This is a genomic window from Pseudoruegeria sp. SHC-113, from assembly GCF_025376885.1.
Lineage (GTDB): Bacteria > Pseudomonadota > Alphaproteobacteria > Rhodobacterales > Rhodobacteraceae > Pseudoruegeria.
In genome coordinates this window covers 1-17,964 of the sequence record NZ_JAHUBR010000004.1, presented here as the reverse complement: position 1 = coordinate 17,964, position 17,964 = coordinate 1, and the positions used below count along the sequence as shown (strand labels likewise).

The window sequence follows — 17,964 nt, the reverse complement described above, 5'->3', positions numbered from 1 at the left end:
ATGCTTGAAGGACTGATGATCGGCCTCACCACGGCTTTTTCGCTCACAAATATCCTCATGGTCATCGGCGGCTGCCTGATCGGCACCTTCATCGGCATGCTGCCGGGGCTGGGGCCGATGTCCATCATCGCGATCATGATCCCGGTCGCCATTTCGATCGGCGATCCTTCTGCCGCACTGATCCTGCTTGCCGGCGTTTATTACGGCGCGATCTTCGGCGGCTCGACCTCCTCGATCCTGATCAATGCGCCCGGCGTGGCCTCGACCGTGGCCACGAGTTTCGACGGCTATCCGCTCGCCCGGCAGGGCAAGGCGGGCAAGGCGCTGACAGTGGCGGCCATCGCCTCCTTCTGTGGCGGCACCATCGGGGCGATCCTACTGATGATCTTCGCCCCGGCGCTTGCCACAGTGGCGTTGCTGTTCCACTCGGCCGAATACTTCGCGCTGATGGTGGTGGGGCTTTCGGCTATTGCCGCCTTTGCCGGGACAGGGCAGGTCGCCAAGGCGATCCTGATGACGCTCCTTGGCTTGATCATGGCCACCGTGGGCGAAGGCGCGCTGTTCAACCTGCCGCGGTTCACCATGGGCATCATGGATCTGCAATCGGGCTTCGGCTTCATCACGCTGGCCATGGCGATGTTTGCCCTACCAGAGGCGATCTTCCTCGTGCTGGATCCGAAACGCTCCAACACCGAAGGCGGTGGCGAGATCAAGGATCTGCGCATCACCCGCGAGGAGGCCCGGGCCATTGCCCCCGTCATCGGTAGGCAATCGGTGCAAGGCTTCCTGATCGGCGTTCTGCCGGGCGCTGGCGCCACAATCGCCTCCTTCCTCGGCTACGCCGTGGAGCGCAATATCGCGCCGAAGGAAGAGCAGGACCAATTCGGCAAGGGCTCCGTGAAGGGCCTCGCCGCGCCGGAAAGCGCCAACAACGCGGCCTGCACCGGCTCTTTCGTGCCGCTGCTGACGCTTGGCATTCCGGGCTCGGGCACGACGGCCATCCTGCTGGGCGCCCTGATCGCGCTGAACGTCACGCCGGGGCCGCGGCTGATGGTGGATTCGCCGCAGATTTTCTGGGCGGTGATCGTGTCGATGTATATCGGCAACCTGATCCTTCTGATCCTGAACCTGCCGCTGATCCCCTATATCGCCAAAGTGCTGGCGGTGCCGCGCAACTATCTGATCCCCTTCATCCTCTTCTTCACCTTGATGGGGGCCTATATCGGGCAGAACAACGCCACCGAATTGCTGATCCTCGTGGGCTTCGGTGTCGCCGCCACCGTGCTGCGCTTTGCGGATTACCCGCTCGCACCGCTGCTGATCGGCTTCATTCTGGGCCGCATGCTGGAAGACAACTTTGCCCGTTCCATGCAGCTTTACGATGGCATCGGCTTCATCCTTGAACGCCCGATGACGCTGGGCTTGCTGGCCGTGGCCGTGTTGCTCGTCGTCCTGCCGAGCTACCGGGCGCGCAGGGCGCGGCTGCGGGCGGAAGGCACCGCCGATGGCGACTGAGGCCACCAAACCTCTCTCCGGCGTGCGCGTTCTTGATCTGACGAACGTGCTCGCCGGGCCTTTCGCCTGCCATCAGCTCGCCCATCTGGGGGCAGAGGTGATCAAGGTGGAAGCGGCGGGCCGGGGCGATCTGGCCCGCAATCTCGGGGCGGATCCCGATTTGAACGCGCGCGGGATGGGGATCAGTTTTCTGGCCCAGAACGCCGGGAAGAAGAGCCTCGCCGTCAATCTCAAGACGGATGCGGGCAAGGCGCTCCTGAAGCGGCTTGTCAGATCCGCCGATGTGCTGGTGGAGAACTTCCGCCCCGGTGTGATGAAGCGGCTCAGCGTCGAGTACGAGGTGCTGAAGGGCGAAAACCCGCATCTGATCTACTGCGCCATTTCGGGCTTCGGGCAGGACGGCCCTTGGATCCACCGCCCCGCCTATGACCAGATCATTCAGGGGGCATCCGGCGTGATGTCGATCACCGGCGATGGCGAGAGCGCGCCGCTGCGCGTGGGCTACCCGATTGCCGACACCATCGGCGGGCTCACGGCGGCCATGGCGATTGCCTCCGCCCTGAACGCGCCGGAGCGTGGCGCTTTCATCGACATCTCGATGCTGGAAAGCGTGCTGGCGACGATGGGCTGGGCGGTGTCGAACTATCTGATCGGCGGCGTGCTGCCCACGGCCAATGGCAATGAGAACCTCACCTCGGCCCCCTCCGGCGCGTTTCAGGCGTCCGATGGGCTTTTGAACATCGCCGCCAACAAGGATGAGCAATGGGAGATCCTCGCCCGCCATCTGGGCCGCGAGGATTTGCTGGCCAATGCCGATTACGCCAACCGTGAGGCGCGCAAGGCCAACCGCTTCCGGCTGAAGGCCGAGCTGGAAACCGTGCTCACCACCCGCCCCGCGCGGGACTGGGCGCGGGAGTTGAACCGGCTGGGCGTTCCGGCGGGCGCTGTGCTGAGCGTGCCGGAAGTGCTCGCCCACCCGCAAATCGCAGAGCGCGGGCTGATCGCGGAGTTCACCGAGACGCCCGGCGTGGACGCGCCCATCAAGGCGCTGCGCACGGCGGTGAAGATCAACGGCATTGCGCCGGGCGTCGAAACGCCGCCGCCCGCACTGGGGCAGCACACCGACACCCTTCTGGCCGAGCTGGGCTACAGCGCGGGCGAGATCGCGGACATGCGCGAGAAAGGCATCCTATGAGCGACGTTTCCGACTGGTGGCGCACCTCGATCATCGACATGGAGCCGGGGCGGATCGACATTCGCGGCACGCCCATTCAGGAGCTGATCGGCACGCTCTCCTTTCCGGGCATGATCTGGCTGATGCTGCGGGGCGATGCGCCCACGGAGGCGCAGGGCAAGCTGTTTGAGGCCGCTCTGGTGGCCTCGGTCGATCACGGCCCGCAGGCACCCTCGATTGCCGCCGCGCGCATGGCGATCACCTGCGGCGTGGGGCTCAACAACGCAATGGCGAGTGCTGTGAACATGCTTGGCGATGTCCATGGCGGCGCGGGCGAGCAGGCGGTGGAGATGTATCACTTCATCGAGGGGTTCGACGGCCCGTTGCCGGCGGCGCTGGATGCGTGGATCGAGGACCACGGCAAGATCCTTCCGGGCTTCGGCCACCGCTTTCACACGCCCACCGACCCGCGCAGTCCCCGGCTGATGCAACTGGTAGAAGAAGCCCGGCAGGCGGGCGCGGTTGAAGGCCGATACGCCGATCTGGCGCAGGCCATTGAGGGGGAGATCTCTGCCCGCAAGAAGCGCCCCTTGCCGATGAACATCGATGGCGCGACGGCGGTGATCTTCGCCGAACTGGGCTTCGCACCGCCGCTCGCACGCGGGATCTTCTGCCTGTCGCGCTCCGTTGGCATCCTTGCCCACGCCTGGGAGCAGCAACAGCAGGGCGGGCGCAACAAGGGGCCGACGCCCCCTGCCTACCGCTGGACCTATGACGGCTGAGCCAGAGCCACCACCTTGGGCGCGCCACTTCCTGAGAGCGCTTCCCAGGCGTCGTTTTGCGACAGGAACACGCGGCCATTGAGCGCTTCGATCAGATGCGAGCGCTTCAGCCTGTCCATCACCGGGCCCTTCACTTCAGAGAAATGCAGCCCAACGCCCATGTCGGTGAGGCGCTGGTTGATTGCCTCAAGGCTTTCGAGTGCGGAGTAGTCCACCTCGTTCACGGCTGAGAACATCAGCACCACATCGGTGATCTCGCAGCCTTCGGTGACGCGCGCCTGAATCAGATCCTCCAGAAAACGGGCGTTCACGAAATAAAGGCTCTCATCCACCCGTAGGCTCACCAGATGCGGTGCGGTTTCCACCGTATGGCGGTGGATGTTGCGGAAATGCTGGCTGCCCGGCACCCGGCCCACTTCGGCCACATGGGGGCGGGAGGTTTTGTAGAGATGCAGCGCGATGGAGAGCAGAACGCCCGAAGCCACGCCGATCTCCACGCCCATGCCGAGCGTGAGCAGGATCGTGGCGGCAACGGCGGTGAAATCGGCTTTTGAGTAGGCCCATGTTTTGCGCAGGATGGAGAAGTCCACGAGGCTCAGCACGGCCACGATGATGGTCGCCGCAAGCGTGGCCTTGGGCAGGAAGAAAACCAGCGGCGTCAGGAAGAGCGCGGCAACGGCGAGGCCCAGCGCGGTGAAGGCCCCGGCGGCGGGCGTTTCGGCCCCCGCATCGAAATTCACCACCGAGCGCGCAAAGCCGCCCGTCACCGGATAGCCGCCGGTGAAAGCCGCGCCAAGGTTGGCGGCACCCAGCCCGATCAGCTCCTGATCCGGGTCGATCCGCTGGCGCTTCTTGGCCGCCAGCGTTTGCGCCACGGAGACGCTTTCGACAAAGCCGATCACCGAGATCAGGATCGCGGGCACCAGCAGCGCTTCGATGAGATCCAATGACAGGCCCGGCAGCGTGAAGGGCGGCAGGCTTTGCGGCACCGCGCCGACGATCTGCACGCCGTCCGTTGACAGATCGCCACCCCAGACGGCGAGCGTCGTGGCAACGATCGCCACCACCGGGCCTGCCTTGGTGGCGATGTCCGCCGGTTTCGCGCCAAGGCCAAGCCGTATCAGAAAGGGTTTGAGCCCTTTGCGCACCCAGAACAGGAAGCCCGTGGCAGCCAGCCCGAGGGCCAGGGTGATCAGGTTCGTCTGGTCCAGATGCGCCGCGAGCGAGGCCAGAAGCTCCGGCAGGGTGTGGCCATGGGCCTCCACGCCGAGGATGTGTTTGAGCTGGCTCGCCGCGATCAGGAGGCCCGAAGCGGTGATAAAGCCAGCGATAACCGGATGGCTCAGGAAATTGGCCAGAAACCCGAGCCGCAGCAGCCCCATGCCCAGCAGGAAGATCCCGGAAAGAAAGGCCAGCGTCAGCGCCGCCACGGCATAGCCCGCCGTCCCCGCCTCCGCCACCTGCCCCACGGCAGAGGCCGTGAGCAGCGAGACAACCGCCACCGGCCCCACCGCGAGCGAGCGGCTGGTGCCGAAGACGGCATAGAGCAGGATCGGCACGATGGAGGCATAGAGCCCGGCCTCAGGCGGCAGGCCCGCGAGCAGCGCATAGGCCAGCGATTGCGGGATCAGCATGATCGTCACGATCACGGCGGCCATCGCGTCGGAGGCGAAATCCGAACGGGAATAGGCCCGGCCCCAATCCAGAATGGGGAAATAGTTGCGCAGCTTCGGCATGGGTCTGTCTTCTTCGAAAACGGATTGGCGGCGGGGCTAGATCGCCCCGGCACACCAAACCAGAGAAACACCCGTGAGCGGGCGATGGGGAGAGGCGCGGCCTATTCGGCCGCGACCTTGATCTGTTCGGGCTTGGCCATCCACTCCTTGCCCTTCAGCATGGCCTGCCAATAGATCGGCGGCAGCATCTTTTCCTTCAGGAACCACGCCGCGCGCGTCGGCTTGGTGCCATCCAGCAGCCAGCGCGGGAAGGAGGGCTTCAGCACCCCGCCATAGCCAAACTCGGCCAGCACGATCTTGCCGCGTTCCACGGTGAGCGGGCAGGAGCCGTAGCCGTCATAGGCCGCCACGGGGGAGCGGCCCGCGATGTCGGCGATGATGTTGTCGGCCACGGTGGGGGCCTGCTTGCGCGCGGCGGCGGCTGTCTTGGCGTTGGGCGCGTTCATCACATCGCCCAGCGCCCAGATGTTGGCATGGCTCTTGTGGCGCAGCGTTGCCTGATCCACATCGACCCAGCCCGCCGCATCGGCCAGCGGCGAAACGCGGATGAAATCCGGGGCCACCTGTGGCGGGCAGACATGGATCATGTCAAACTCCGCCGTCACCTCCGTGGCCTCCGCATCCGGCTTGGCCACCTTGAAGGTGGCCGTTTTGCCCGGTCCGTCGATGGCCACGAGGTTGTGGAAGAAATTCAGTGTGGCATCGTATTTCTGCACGTAGTCCATAAGCGCGGGCACGTAATCCTTCACGCCAAAGAGCACACCGCCCGCGTTCATGAACTGGATGTCGATATCCTTCAGCACGCCGCGCCGAAACCAGGCATCGCCCGAAAGATACATCGCCTTCTGCGGCGCGCCGGCGCATTTGATCGGCATCGGCGGCTGGGTAAACAGCGCCCGGCCCCCGCGCATCTCCTGCACCAGCTGCCAGGTATAGGGCGCCAGATCGTAGCGGTAGTTGGAGGTCACGCCGTTGCGGCCCAGCGTTTCTTCCAGCCCCTCGACCTGCCCCCAGTCGAGCTTCAGCCCGGGACAGACGACGAGGCGGTCGTATTTCACCACCCGACAGCCATCAAGGATTAATACGTCATTGGCGGGCTCAAAGGCGGCCACGGCGGCCTTGATCCACGTCACCCCGCGCGGGATCAGGCTGCCCATCGTCTTGGCCGTCTGCTGGGCTGTGAAGATGCCACCGCCCACCATCGTCCAGCCGGGCTGGTAGTAGTGGACATCCGCCGGATCGATCACCGCGATGGACAGATCGCCCTTGCGCGCCTTCAGGCTCGCGGCCACCGAGATCCCCCCGGCGCCTGCGCCCACGATCACCACGTCGAACTTGGCATCGCCCGTGTCTGTCGGCGTCTTGCCGCCATTGGCGATGCGGCGTACGACGCCCGACATGTCGTAGCCCGCGCCCTTCGTGGCGGCGAGGATCCCCGGCATTGGGTCGGTTTTCGCAGCATGGAAGGACCAGAGCGTAGCCGAGCGCGTGCCGGTGCGGCAATAGGCCAGCACCGGGCCGGGCAGATCGCCCAGCGCGGCGGCGAAGGCCGCTACATCCGCGTCGTGCACCATGCCCGATGCCACCGGCACGTAGCGCGCCGAAAGCCCTTCGGCTTTGGCAGCGGCTTCGATCTCCTCGAAGCCCGGCTGATCCGCGCCCTCGCCGTCGGGGCGGTTGCAGAGGATCGCGCGGTAGCCTGCGGCTTTGATCGCGGGCATGTCTGCAGCCATGATCTGTGGGCTCACCGCCAGCTGCGGGGTGATTGATCTGATGTCCATGTCTGATGTCCTTTTGGCGGCCGGAGGCCCGGCTATGAGCCCTGTCAGAGGCCGTTGACCGGCACTTTGAGCATCGGCTTTCCGTCCTTGTCGGTCGGGATCTCACCGGCGCGCATGTTCACCTGCAGCGAGGGAATGATCAGCCGTGGCATGGCAAGCTGTGCATCCCGCTCGGTGCGGAACCTGATGAACTCCTCGCGGCTCTTGCCTGCCCCCACATGAATGTTGTGGGCCTTCTCCTCGGCCACCGTGGTTTCCCACTGGATATCGCGGCCGTTGGGGCCGTAATCGTGGCACATGAAGAGTCGCATCTCGTCGGGCAGCGCCAGAACGGTCTGGATCGAGTCATAAAGCGTGCCGGCATCGCCACCGGGGAAATCGGCGCGGGCGGAGCCGCCATCGGGCATGAAGAGCGTATCGCCCACGAAGGCCGCGTTGCCGATCACATGGGTCATGCAAGCCGGCGTGTGCCCCGGCGTGTAGATCGCGAAGGCGTCCATGTTGCCGATCTTGTAGGTGTCCCCATCCTCGAACAGCTTGTCGAACTGGCTGCCGTCGCGCTGGAACTCGGTGCCTTCGTTGAAGATCTTGCCGAAGACGTCCTGCACCACGAGGATCTGCGCTCCGACGCCGATCTTGCCGCCGAGCTTCTCCTGAATGTAGGGCGCGGCGGACAGGTGATCGGCGTGGACATGGGTTTCGATGATCCACTGCAGCTCGCAGCCGCATTCCTTTATGCGCGCGATCAGGGCGTCGGCGTGCTCATAGGTGATGCGGCCGGCGGCGTAATCGATGTCCATCACGCTGTCGATGATCGCACAGGCGTTGGAGGTCGGATCCTTCACGATGTAGCTGATCGTGTTGCTGTCGTCGTCGAAATAGGCTTCGACCTCGGGGCGGATGCCCATGTTTACCGGGTAGGTCATCTCGGTCTCTCCAGAAGCGGTTATGAAAGCGGGCGCAGAGCGCCTCGCGCGGTGTTTTCAGTCTGACGCTGTGAGGCGCTCAGCAGTCCTTGCAGGTCTTGAGGCCGAGCATGGAATAGAGCGGGCACAGGCTGAAACTGGCGGTTGCCAGCATCACAACACCCACCAGAGCGGCCAGCAGCGCCAGTGCTGCGCTCAGCCCGCCAAAGATCGCGACGGCCAGCAGCACAAGCCCCAGCACAGCACGCAGCGCGCGGTCGATCGTTCCCATGTTCTTTGTCATCGCTGGACCCTTTCTGTTCGGTCACTCCCTAGGTAGGGCCTGCCCGCCACCGCTTCTGTGACTTTGTCACGCTGGCCCTGCCACCTGCCATGATGCACCTTCCGCACGCGTCTGAAAAGGCTTCATATTCAATCTGTTGAATTTCATGAGGCGCAGAAATTATTTTTGCTGCGCCAGCGCCTCCAGCGCCGCGCGGTCCTGAACCGCGATCCGGCCCCGCGACTGTTCGATCCAGCCCCTGCGCTGGAATTCCGTCAGTTGGCGGGAGATCACCTCCCGCGCGGTGCCAAGCTCTGTGGCCAACTGCTGGTGCGTGGCCTTCAGCGCGCCTTCCGTATCCGCAAGCGCCACGAGCCGGGCCGCAAGCCGCACGTCGATCTTGCCGAAGGCCACGTCGTCCACCACCCGCAGCAAATCCAGCAGCCGTTTGGAATAGGCCGCGAAGACGAAGCTGCGAAAGGCGGGGGAGTCCGCGGCAAGCTGGTCAAAGGCGCTGCGGGCGAGCGCGATGGCCACCAGATCGGTTTCCGCGATGCCTTCCGCCGAATAGGCCTCCTCGGCAAGAATACAGGCGGTTGTCAGCACGCAGCTTTGCCCGGCCTCCACCCGGTAGAGCACGATTTCCCTGCCGCTGTCGGAAGTTTGGGAGACGCGGATCCGCCCCTCCACGAGCAGCAGCAGGCTGTCGGGCAAACGCCCCGGCGCAAAAACCGTGTCACCTGCGCGGAACCTTTGCACGCGAGCCAACCGCAGCAGCCTGTCGCGCAGATCGCGCGGCAATCCGCGCGTGCCGTCAAACCGTTCCGTCCAGTCTCCGATGGGCTGATGCAAGGGCGTCCCTCCATTGATCCGCCCAATCTTCCGCGAAATGGCGCGCGGCGCAATGCAGTGCGCCGCGGCCCTGACCGAAAGTTGGGGGGATCGGGATTCGTAGGATTTTTCCAGTCTCGCCTTGTTTATCGCCTTGCCTTTCAGAGACTGTCGTCGACGTTGCTTTGGTTTGTCTCCCCAAGGCCCGATTGGCCTCGCCACGCAGGGCTTGGTGCCAATCGCCGCTTGCGCTAAAGCGGTGGTATCGGAGCGAAGTGCCTCATGTCCAAACTCAAACTCGAACATCTGCGCACCTTTCTGGCGGTTGCGAAGTTCAGGAGTGTAAGCCGCGCCGCAGAGGCGTTGCACCTGACGCAACCGGCTGTCACTTCCCGGATCAAGGCTCTGGAAGACAGCCTTGGCACCGCGCTGTTCGATCGCACCACCGCAGGCATGCATCTGACCAAGCGCGGCGATATGCTGTCGCAATATGCCGAGCAGTTTCAACATCTTGCGGAACTAGTCGAAGAGCATGTCGTCGATTCCAGCGGTGTGGACCGGCTGATGCGGCTGGGGGTGTCCGAGACGATCGCGCAAAGCTGGTTGCCCGATTTCGTGGGCGCCTTGCACAGCACCTTCCCGCAGCTGAAAATCGAAATCAGCGTCGATATCTCGATCAACCTGCGCGAACAGCTTTTGGGGCGCGAAATTGATCTTGCGATCCTCCTTGGCCCGATCTCAGACTACACGATCGACAATGTGATCCTGCCGGAGGTGCCGCTGGCCTGGTATTGTGTGCCGGGGGCGGATGCGGATGGGCCCGTCGATCTCGCGACCATTCCGATCGCCACCTATGCCCGCAACACGCGCCCCTACCGTGAATTGCGCGCCGAGCTTTTTGCCCGCTTCGGGCCCGAGGTGTCGATGTTTCCCTCCTCCTCACTCTCCTCCTGTTTTCGTATGGTGGAGGCGGGTCTGGCCGTTGGCGCGCTGCCCATTTCGCTGGGCGCGGCGCTGGAGCGGGACGGCAAGCTCGCCCGGTTCGACCCCGGCTGGACGCCCAAACCGCTCAGCTTTTCAGCCTCTTATCTCGGCGAGCCCCGCAGCCACCTGATCGAAACGGCGGCGCGGCTTGCGGAAAAGATCGCGCGGCACGGCCTATAAAAATCTGTTATATCAAAACCCAAATTATTACTATTTGATTTTATGTCGCCTGAACCGGATCGTATCTCCAACGAGGGGATTCGACCGTGAAACAAGACTTCAACACGCTCAAGAGCCAATCCACGCAGGCCGTGCGCGCCCAGATCCGGGCCTGCCTCTACGACGGCCACACGGCCGGCCTCGGCAAGAACATGTTGCAGGCCAATCTGGCGATCCTGCCGGAGTCCCACGCGCTGGATTTCATGCGCTACTGCCAGCGCAACCCCAAACCCTGCCCCCTCGTTGGCGTTTCCGACACGGGCAACCCGATGATGACAACACTCGGGCGCGACATCGACATTCGCACGGATATTCCGGCCTATTACGTCTACCGGGACGGCGTCAGAGCCGAAACCGTGACCGACATCACCGATCTTTGGCAGGAGGATTTCGTCGCCTTTGCGCTTGGCTGTTCCTTCACCTTCGAACACGCGCTGGAGCGGGCGGGGTTTGAGGTCTGGCACATCACCCACAACACCACGGTGCCGATGTTTGCCTCCAACATCCAGACGGTGCCCGCAGGCCCCTTCGGCGGAGCCACCGTTGTGAGCATGCGGGCGATCCCGGATGCACGCATCGACGAGGTGATCGCCATTTCGCGGCAGTTTCCGATGGCCCATGGCGCGCCCGTGCATGTGGGCGATCCGGCCAAGCTGGGGATCAGCGACATCATGGCCCCCGATTGGGGCGATCCTGCCCCCGTGCCTGCGGGCACCACGCCCGTGTTCTGGGCCTGTGGCGTCACCCCGCAGGTGGCGATCATGCAGGCCAGGCTGCCGCTCTGCATCACCCACAAACCCGGCGCGATGTTGATCACCGATGTGGCCGACGACGCCGAAACAACGATCCTAAACCCATAAAGAAACCCAACAGGAGAGAACGACATGAAGAAACTGACAACAGCCCTCGGCGCTCTGGCCCTTTCGGCCACGGCCGCCGTTGCCGACAACCCGGTGGTGCTCAATGCCGTCGGCACGTGGTCCAGCTTGACCAACTACCAGAAACACGAAGAGCCGTTCTTCAACACCCATCTGGCCGAGGCCTCCGACGGGGCGATCATCGGCAAGATCCAGTCCCAGTCGGGCCTTGGCCTGAAAGGCTTCGAGATCATGCGTCTGGTCAAGAACGGCGTGTTCGACTTCGCCTTTGGCCTACCCGGCTACGTGGCGGCGGAGAACGCCATCTTCGAAGGCGCGGACCTGTCGACGCTGACCCAAGACATCGAGACCCAGCGCGCAGTATCTGACGCCTATTTCGCCACGCTCGAAACCGCCTTTGCCGACATCTACAACGCCAAGCTGCTGATGCTCTACCCCTTCCCCAGCCAGACGCTTTGGTGCAACGGGGAAGTGAACGGCATCGCCGATCTCGCAGGCAAGAAGATCCGTGTCTACTCCACCACGCTCGGTGATTTCGTGGAAGGCGTCGGCGGCACCTCCGTCACCGTGGCCTTTTCCGAGGTGATCCCCGCGCTGGAAAAAGGCGTTGTGGACTGCGCCATCACCGGCACAATGTCGGCCTATACAGCCAACTGGAACCAGGTCGCGACCCATGCCTTCACCCTGCGTGTGGGCTGGGGCCTCGCCTTTGGCGCGATGAACATGGACAAATGGAACAGCCTCTCGGCTGAACAGCAGGGCTTCCTGACTAGCGAGATTGCCACGCTGAACGACGCGATGTGGGCCGAAACCGCGACGGAGGATGAGATCGCGATCTCCTGCATCACCGGCGGGGCCTGCGACGTGGGCGAGCCCGGCAACATGGTGCTGGTGGAGCCTTCGGCCGAAGATCTTGCCCTGCGCGATCAGATCGCGACCGACGTCGTGCTGGCCCGCTGGGCCGAGCGCTGTGGCGCGGAGTGTGCCGCCAACTGGAACGAAACCGTTGGCCCGATCCTCGGCCTGACGGCGGCGGCGGAATAAAGCACGCATCTGAGAGGGCGGCGGCACCCGTCGCCCTGTCACGCAACACATGCTCTTGGGGTAAGAAACATGCTGGACCGGCTTTTCAACGGCACCCGCCGTGTGAGCCTTTGGCTGACGTGGCTGGGGGGGATCCTGATCGTCCTGTCTGCCTTCCTTGTCACTGTCGAAGTGCTTCTGCGCAAATTCCTGAACGTCTCGATCGGTGGCGCGGATGAGATCTCGGGCTACGCCTTTGGCGTCGCAACGGCGCTCGCGTTTTCCTATGCCCTGTTCGAACGGGCCCATATCCGGGTGGATGCTCTTCTGGGCAAGTTTCCCAAGGCGCTGCGCCCGATCATCAATTTCCTTGGCCTCGTGCTGCTGGTCGGGTTCGCGCTGGTTGTCGTTGTCATGGTCTGGAGCCTTGTCGCCGACACGCTTGCGAACGGCTCCCGCTCGATCACGCCGATGCGGGTGCCCCTCGCCATCCCGCAAATCCCGTGGCTGATCGGCTGGATCTTCTTTGTCTTCTCCGGCGTGCTGATCGGCCTCATGGCGATCCGGCAGTACTTCCGGGGCGATGAGGCCGCTGTGCAGGAACTGATCGGCGTCAAATCCCTCGATGAACAAATCCAAGACGAAACCGTGTGATGCTGATCAAGACCCTTCTTATCCTGCTGGCCCTGATCGGGCTGGCCGTGCCAATCGCCGCCTCCCTCGGCTGGCTGGGCCTGATCCTGCAATGGACCGACAGCCCCATGCCGCTGCACCGCGCGATCTCGGACATGGCGTGGCAGACGGGCACCGATTTCCTGCTCGTGGCGATCCCGATGTTCGTCATGATGGGCGAAATCCTGCTGCGCGCCGGCATCACCGAGAAGATGTATGATGGCATCGTCAAATGGCTGGGCTGGTTGCCCGGCGGCCTGATGCATTCCAACATCGGCTCCTCCGCCCTTTTTGCCGCCACCTCCGGCTCCTCGGTGGCCACGGCGGCCACCATCGGCACCGTCGCCGTGCCGCAGATCGAGAAGCGCGGCTACAACGAAAGCCTGTTCCTCGGCACCGTGGCGGCGGGCGGCACTTTGGGCATCCTGATCCCACCTTCGATCAACCTGATCCTCTACGGCCTGCTGACCAACACCTCGGTGCCAGAGCTTTACCTGGCCGGTTTCATCCCCGGCTTCCTGCTCGCGCTGCTGTTCATGGCTACGGTGGTGATCGCCTGCATCATCAAGCCCGGCTGGGGAGGAGAAAAGCTGCTGTACACATGGGGCGAGCGCCTGCGGGCCCTGCCCGCGCTGATCCCGCCGCTGGGCATCTTCATGGTGGTTGTCGGCTCCATCTACGCCGGTTGGGCCACCCCCACCGAGGCCGCTGCGCTTGGTGTTGTCGCCTCCATGATCCTGGCGGCCGTCAACGGCAAGATGTCGATCGACATGATGCGGCAGGCCATCGAAGGCACGATGCGCACCACGGCTATGATCATGCTGATCATCATCGCTGCGGTGTTCCTGAACTTCGTGCTCTCCATCATCGGCCTGACACAGGCGCTCACCGATTTCGTCACCGGGCTCGGCTGGTCGCCAATGCAAACGATGCTGATGATCGTCGCGGTGCTCATCCTGATCGGCTGCTTCATGGAAACGCTCTCCATGCTGCTCACCATGGCCCCGCTGATCACGCCGATCGTGGTGGCGCTGGGGTTTGATCCGGTCTGGTTCGGCATCCTTCTGATGGTGCTGCTCGAAACCGCGCTGATCACGCCGCCCATCGGGATCAACCTTTACGTGGTGCAGGGCATCCGCAAGGCCGGGCCCATGACCGACGTGATCCGAGGCGCATTGCCCTTCGTGCTAACGATGTTCGTGATGCTTGGGCTACTCCTGATCTTCCCGCAACTCGCGCTCTGGCTTCCGTCCTTGTTCTACTAAGGGCAACCCTTTCAATCCATTGAGAAAATCATGCAGGCCCCGCCTGCAAACAGAGGAACTTTGAATCATGTGGCAGTTTTGGGTCGATCGTGGCGGCACCTTTACCGATATCGTGGCACGCAAACCTGACGGCACCTTGCAAACGCATAAGCTGCTGTCGGAGAACCCCGAACGCTACAAGGACGCCGCCGTGCAGGGGGTGCGCGAGTTGATGGGACTTGAGGCGGGGGCCGAGATTCCGCAAGGCGCGATCAGGGCCGTGAAGATGGGCACAACAGTGGCCACGAACGCGCTGCTTGAACGCAAGGGCGAGCGCACTGTTCTGTTCATCACCAAGGGCCTGAAGGATCTGCTGCGGATCGGCTACCAGAACCGCCCGCGCCTGTTCGATCTGAACATCCAGCTCCCGGAGCTTCTCTATGAAGAAGCAGTGGAAGTGGAAGAGCGCCTGAACGCGGATGGCAGCGTCGAGCTGGCGCTGGACACGCAGCAGGTGCGCACCGCCTTGTGCGAGGCTTATGGCAAGGGCTACCGCTCCATCGCCGTGGCGCTGATGCACAGCTACCGCTTTCCCGAGCACGAAAAACAGATCGGGGCGATGGCCAAACAGGCGGGCTTTACCCAGATCTCGCTCAGCCACGCCGTCAGCCCGCTGATCAAACTCGTCGGGCGCGGGGATACGGCGGTGGTGGATGCCTATCTCTCCCCGATCCTGCGCCGCTACGTGGATCAGGTCGCCGCGGCCTTGGGAACGGATCAGGGCGGGTGCGAGCGGTTGATGTTCATGCAATCAAACGGCGGGCTGACGGACGCGCGCCTGTTCCACGGGCGCGACGCGATCCTCTCCGGCCCGGCAGGCGGCGTCGTGGGCATGGTGCGCACGGCGGCGGACTTGGGGCTGACCAAGCTCATCGGCTTTGACATGGGCGGCACCTCCACCGACGTTTGCCACTTCAAGGGCGACTACGAACGCTCGTTTGAGACCGAAGTTGCGGGCGTGCGGATGCGCGCGCCGATGATGTCGATCCACACGGTGGCAGCCGGTGGGGGGTCCATCCTCTCCTATCGTGACGGGCGCATGCAGGTCGGCCCGGAAAGCGCCGGTGCCAATCCCGGCCCCGCCGCCTATCGCCGGGGCGGGCCGCTGACAGTGACGGATTGCAACGTGCTTCTGGGCAAATTGCAGCCTGATCAGTTCCCCAGCGTCTTTGGTCCAAATGGCGACCTGCCGCTGGATGTCGGCGTGGTCCGCGAGAGGTTCACCGCGCTGGCCGCCGATATCGGCAGCGACAATTCCATCGAGGACCTGGCCGAGGGCTTCCTGCGGATCGCGGTGGAGAACATGGCCAATGCGATCAAGCAAATCAGCGTGCAGCGCGGCTATGATGTGACCAAATACACGATGAACTGTTTTGGCGGCGCGGGCGGGCAGCATGCCTGCCTAGTGGCGGATGCGCTGGGGATGGAAAGCATCTTCATCCACCCTTATGCGGGGGTTCTGTCGGCCTTTGGCATGGGGCTCGCAGACATCCGCGCGATGCGCGAGCATCAATTCCAGGGGGATCTGAACGACCCGGAGGCCGCCGCGATCCTTGACAGGCTGGCCGAGGAAGCCAAGGCCGAAGTCTGCGCGCAGGGCGTATCTTCGGCCGACATCGCCACGACGCAAACCGTGCACATCCGCCCGGCAGATGCGCAGCGCAGCCTCGAGGTGCCCTTTAGTGCCCCCGATGCCATGCAGGCCGCCTTCCTTGCCGCCCACAAACAACGCTTCGGCTTCCTGCCGCAAACCGACCAGTTGATCATCGACATGCTGGTGATCGAAGCCGCGGGCAAGACGGGCGAAGCCGTCACACTGCCTGACCCGCAAGGCACAGGCGCGCAGCCCGCTCAGGCCCGGCTCTACACGCAAGGCGCATGGCAGGATGTGCCGCTGGTGGACCGCACCACGATGGCCTTGGGGCAAAGCGTCAGGGGTCCCGCGATCCTGACCGAACCCACCGGCACCAATATGATCGAGGACGGCTGGGAAGCGACCTGCGAGGCGGGCGGCAACCTCCTGCTGCGCCGGATCGTGCCGCTGCAACGGGCCGAGGCCATCGGCACCACCGTCGATCCGGTGATGCTCGAGGTGTTCAACAATCTCTTCATGTCCATTGCCGAGCAGATGGGCGCGACGCTCGCCAACACCGCCTATTCGGTGAACATCAAGGAGCGCTATGATTTCTCCTGCGCGATCTTCGATCAGAACGGCGATCTCGTGGCCAATGCCCCGCATGTGCCGGTGCATCTGGGCTCCATGTCGGAAAGCGTGCGGACGATACTGGATCAGAACGCAGGCAGCATCCGGCCGGGAGATGTTTACATGATGAACAACCCGTTTAACGGCGGCACCCACCTGCCGGATGTGACGGTGATCACCCCGGTGTTCGACGAGGCAGGCGAAAAGATTATCTACACCGTCGCCTCGCGCGGGCATCACGCGGACATCGGGGGCAAAACACCGGGCTCAGCTCCCCCGGACAGCAAGACGATCGGGGAGGAAGGCGTCCTGATCGACAACTTCCAGCTCGTGAAAGAAGGCGTTTTGCAGGAAGCCGCCGCTCGGGCCTTGCTGGCCTCCGGCCCCTTCCCCTGCCGCAACATCAATCAGAACATGGCCGATCTGGCCGCCCAGATTGCGGCAAATGAAACCGGCGCGGCGGAGTTGCGCAAGATAACCGCGCAATTCGGCGTGGAGGGTGTGCACGCCTATATGGGCCATGTTCAGGACAACGCCGAGGAAAGCGTGCGCCGGGTGCTCGACGTGCTGCGAAACAGCGCCTTCACATATCCGCTGGACGACGGCGCGCAGATCGCGGTCAAGATCACTGTGGATCAAGCAAGCCGGAGCGCGACGCTGGATTTCACCGGCACGTCGCCTCAATCGCCGCTGAACTACAACGCGCCGCTGGCGATCTGCCGGGCGGTCGTGCTCTATGTGTTCCGCACGCTTGTGGGCAGCGACATTCCGATGAACGAAGGCTGCATGAAACCGCTCAATCTGATCGTGCCGGAAGGCTCGATGATCAACCCGAAGGCCCCTGCGGCGGTGATCTCCGGCAACACCGAGGTCAGCCAGGCGATTGCGGATACGCTCTACGGCGCGCTCGGCGTCATCGCGGGCAGTCAGGGCACCATGAACAACTTCGTCTACGGCAACGACAGGTTCCAGAACTACGAAACGATCTGCGGGGGGACAGGCGCGGGCCCCGATTTCGATGGCACAAGCGCCGTCCACAGCCATATGACCAACACCCGAATGACGGACCCCGAAGTGCTGGAAACACGCTTCCCCGTGCGCGTGGAGGAATTCTCCATTCGCAAGGGCTCTGGTGGCCAGGGGCGGCACACCGGCGGTGATGGCATCGTCCGGAAGCTGACGTTCCTGGAGGAAATGACGGTCACGGTCCTGTCCTCCCACCGTGTTTGCCCGCCCTTTGGGTGCAACGGCGGCCTGCCGGGCAAGACGGGCTCAAACGCCATCCTGCGCACAACAGGGGCGCATGTGCAGCTCTCCGGCAACGATCAGGCCACGCTGGACGTTGGTGACACGTTCATCATGGAAACGCCGGGCGGGGGTGGCTTCGGCTGAACCAGTTCCTGGGCGCAAGGCGGTGAACTCGCGCCTGGTCTGAACCTTCTGCGGCGTGCCATTTCTTTGTCTGTCTCATCAGCCGGAGAGGAGGCACGTCTTGTTGTAAGGGGATCAGGGGCCTGTTCTGTGGGGCTTCGTGTTTCTGGCGACCCTAAAAGCAAAAAAGCCGCCCCTTTGGGCGGCTGAATGTTTGGTTGCGGGAGCAGGATTTGAACCTGCGACCTTCAGGTTATGAGCCTGACGAGCTACCGGGCTGCTCCATCCCGCGCCAGAGTGATC

The 17,964-nt window shown here is 63.7% G+C and carries 14 protein-coding genes and 1 tRNA gene; 9 read left to right on the top strand and 6 right to left on the bottom strand.

Translation table 11 applies throughout. The features are described from left to right. Genes KVX96_RS17520 through KVX96_RS17510 form a run of 3 tightly spaced genes read left to right on the top strand, consistent with a single transcriptional unit; the run spans position 1 to position 3,471 of the window. Positions 1-1,515 (top strand): tripartite tricarboxylate transporter permease, encoded by a 1,515-nt coding sequence (locus KVX96_RS17520; protein WP_261196084.1) that lies wholly within the window; start codon positions 1-3, stop codon positions 1,513-1,515. Next, positions 1,505-2,710 carry a CaiB/BaiF CoA transferase family protein gene (locus KVX96_RS17515; RefSeq protein ID WP_261196083.1) on the top strand — a complete coding sequence of 402 codons (1,206 nt, stop codon included), beginning with the start codon at positions 1,505-1,507 and terminating at the stop codon, positions 2,708-2,710. Before KVX96_RS17520 ends, KVX96_RS17515 begins: the two co-directional genes overlap by 11 nt. Further along, positions 2,707-3,471, top strand: coding sequence for a citryl-CoA lyase (locus KVX96_RS17510; RefSeq protein ID WP_261196082.1), 765 nt, complete (start codon positions 2,707-2,709; stop codon positions 3,469-3,471). Before KVX96_RS17515 ends, KVX96_RS17510 begins: the two co-directional genes overlap by 4 nt. Here KVX96_RS17510 and KVX96_RS17505 read toward each other — a convergent pair. The 5 genes from KVX96_RS17505 to KVX96_RS17485 all read right to left on the bottom strand — a co-directional run bounded on the left by KVX96_RS17505 (position 3,459) and on the right by KVX96_RS17485 (position 9,028). After that, positions 3,459-5,207, bottom strand: coding sequence for a SulP family inorganic anion transporter (locus tag KVX96_RS17505; RefSeq protein ID WP_261196081.1), 1,749 nt, complete (start codon positions 5,205-5,207; stop codon positions 3,459-3,461). The genes KVX96_RS17510 and KVX96_RS17505 overlap by 13 nt on opposite strands. A gap of 101 nt (positions 5,208-5,308) precedes the next feature. Next, positions 5,309-6,988: a bifunctional protein tyrosine phosphatase family protein/NAD(P)/FAD-dependent oxidoreductase gene (locus KVX96_RS17500; protein ID WP_261196079.1), complete on the bottom strand. Its 1,680-nt coding sequence runs from the start codon at positions 6,986-6,988 to the stop codon at positions 5,309-5,311. Positions 6,989-7,032: 44 nt separating this feature from the next. Beyond that, on the bottom strand, positions 7,033-7,914 hold the full coding sequence (locus tag KVX96_RS17495) for an MBL fold metallo-hydrolase (RefSeq protein WP_261196077.1): 882 nt from the start codon (positions 7,912-7,914) through the stop codon (positions 7,033-7,035). 79 nt (positions 7,915-7,993) lie between these two features. Beyond that, the gene (locus KVX96_RS17490) at positions 7,994-8,185 is read right to left on the bottom strand and encodes a DUF2892 domain-containing protein (protein ID WP_314733144.1); all 192 of its coding nucleotides are present in this window, start codon (positions 8,183-8,185) and stop codon (positions 7,994-7,996) included. 171 nt (positions 8,186-8,356) lie between these two features. Beyond that, a complete protein-coding gene (locus KVX96_RS17485) occupies positions 8,357-9,028 on the bottom strand; it encodes a Crp/Fnr family transcriptional regulator (protein ID WP_261196073.1) in 672 nt (223 codons plus the stop codon). Positions 9,029-9,289: 261 nt separating this feature from the next. On the opposite strand from KVX96_RS17485, the gene KVX96_RS17480 reads away from it, so the two are divergent. From KVX96_RS17480 to KVX96_RS17455, 6 genes are all read left to right on the top strand, one after another. Continuing rightward, a complete protein-coding gene (locus KVX96_RS17480) occupies positions 9,290-10,171 on the top strand; it encodes a LysR family transcriptional regulator (RefSeq protein WP_261196071.1) in 882 nt (293 codons plus the stop codon). Positions 10,172-10,257: 86 nt separating this feature from the next. After that, the gene (locus tag KVX96_RS17475) at positions 10,258-11,070 is read left to right on the top strand and encodes a putative hydro-lyase (protein WP_261196070.1); all 813 of its coding nucleotides are present in this window, start codon (positions 10,258-10,260) and stop codon (positions 11,068-11,070) included. A 24-nt stretch (positions 11,071-11,094) separates the two neighbouring features. Continuing rightward, a complete protein-coding gene (locus KVX96_RS17470; protein WP_261196069.1) occupies positions 11,095-12,132 on the top strand; it encodes a TRAP transporter substrate-binding protein in 1,038 nt (345 codons plus the stop codon). Between the two features lie 69 nt (positions 12,133-12,201). After that, entirely contained in the window at positions 12,202-12,765 is a 564-nt protein-coding gene (locus tag KVX96_RS17465) for a TRAP transporter small permease subunit (protein WP_261196068.1), read from the top strand. Next, the gene (locus KVX96_RS17460; protein WP_261196067.1) at positions 12,765-14,048 is read left to right on the top strand and encodes a TRAP transporter large permease; all 1,284 of its coding nucleotides are present in this window, start codon (positions 12,765-12,767) and stop codon (positions 14,046-14,048) included. The genes KVX96_RS17465 and KVX96_RS17460 overlap by 1 nt, the downstream gene beginning before the upstream one ends. A 67-nt stretch (positions 14,049-14,115) precedes the next feature. Next, positions 14,116-17,682 carry a hydantoinase B/oxoprolinase family protein gene (locus KVX96_RS17455; protein WP_261196066.1) on the top strand — a complete coding sequence of 1,189 codons (3,567 nt, stop codon included), beginning with the start codon at positions 14,116-14,118 and terminating at the stop codon, positions 17,680-17,682. Positions 17,683-17,876: 194 nt separating this feature from the next. Here KVX96_RS17455 and KVX96_RS17450 read toward each other — a convergent pair. Continuing rightward, a tRNA-Met gene (locus tag KVX96_RS17450) sits at positions 17,877-17,953 on the bottom strand. Positions 17,954-17,964: the final 11 nt, after the last annotated feature.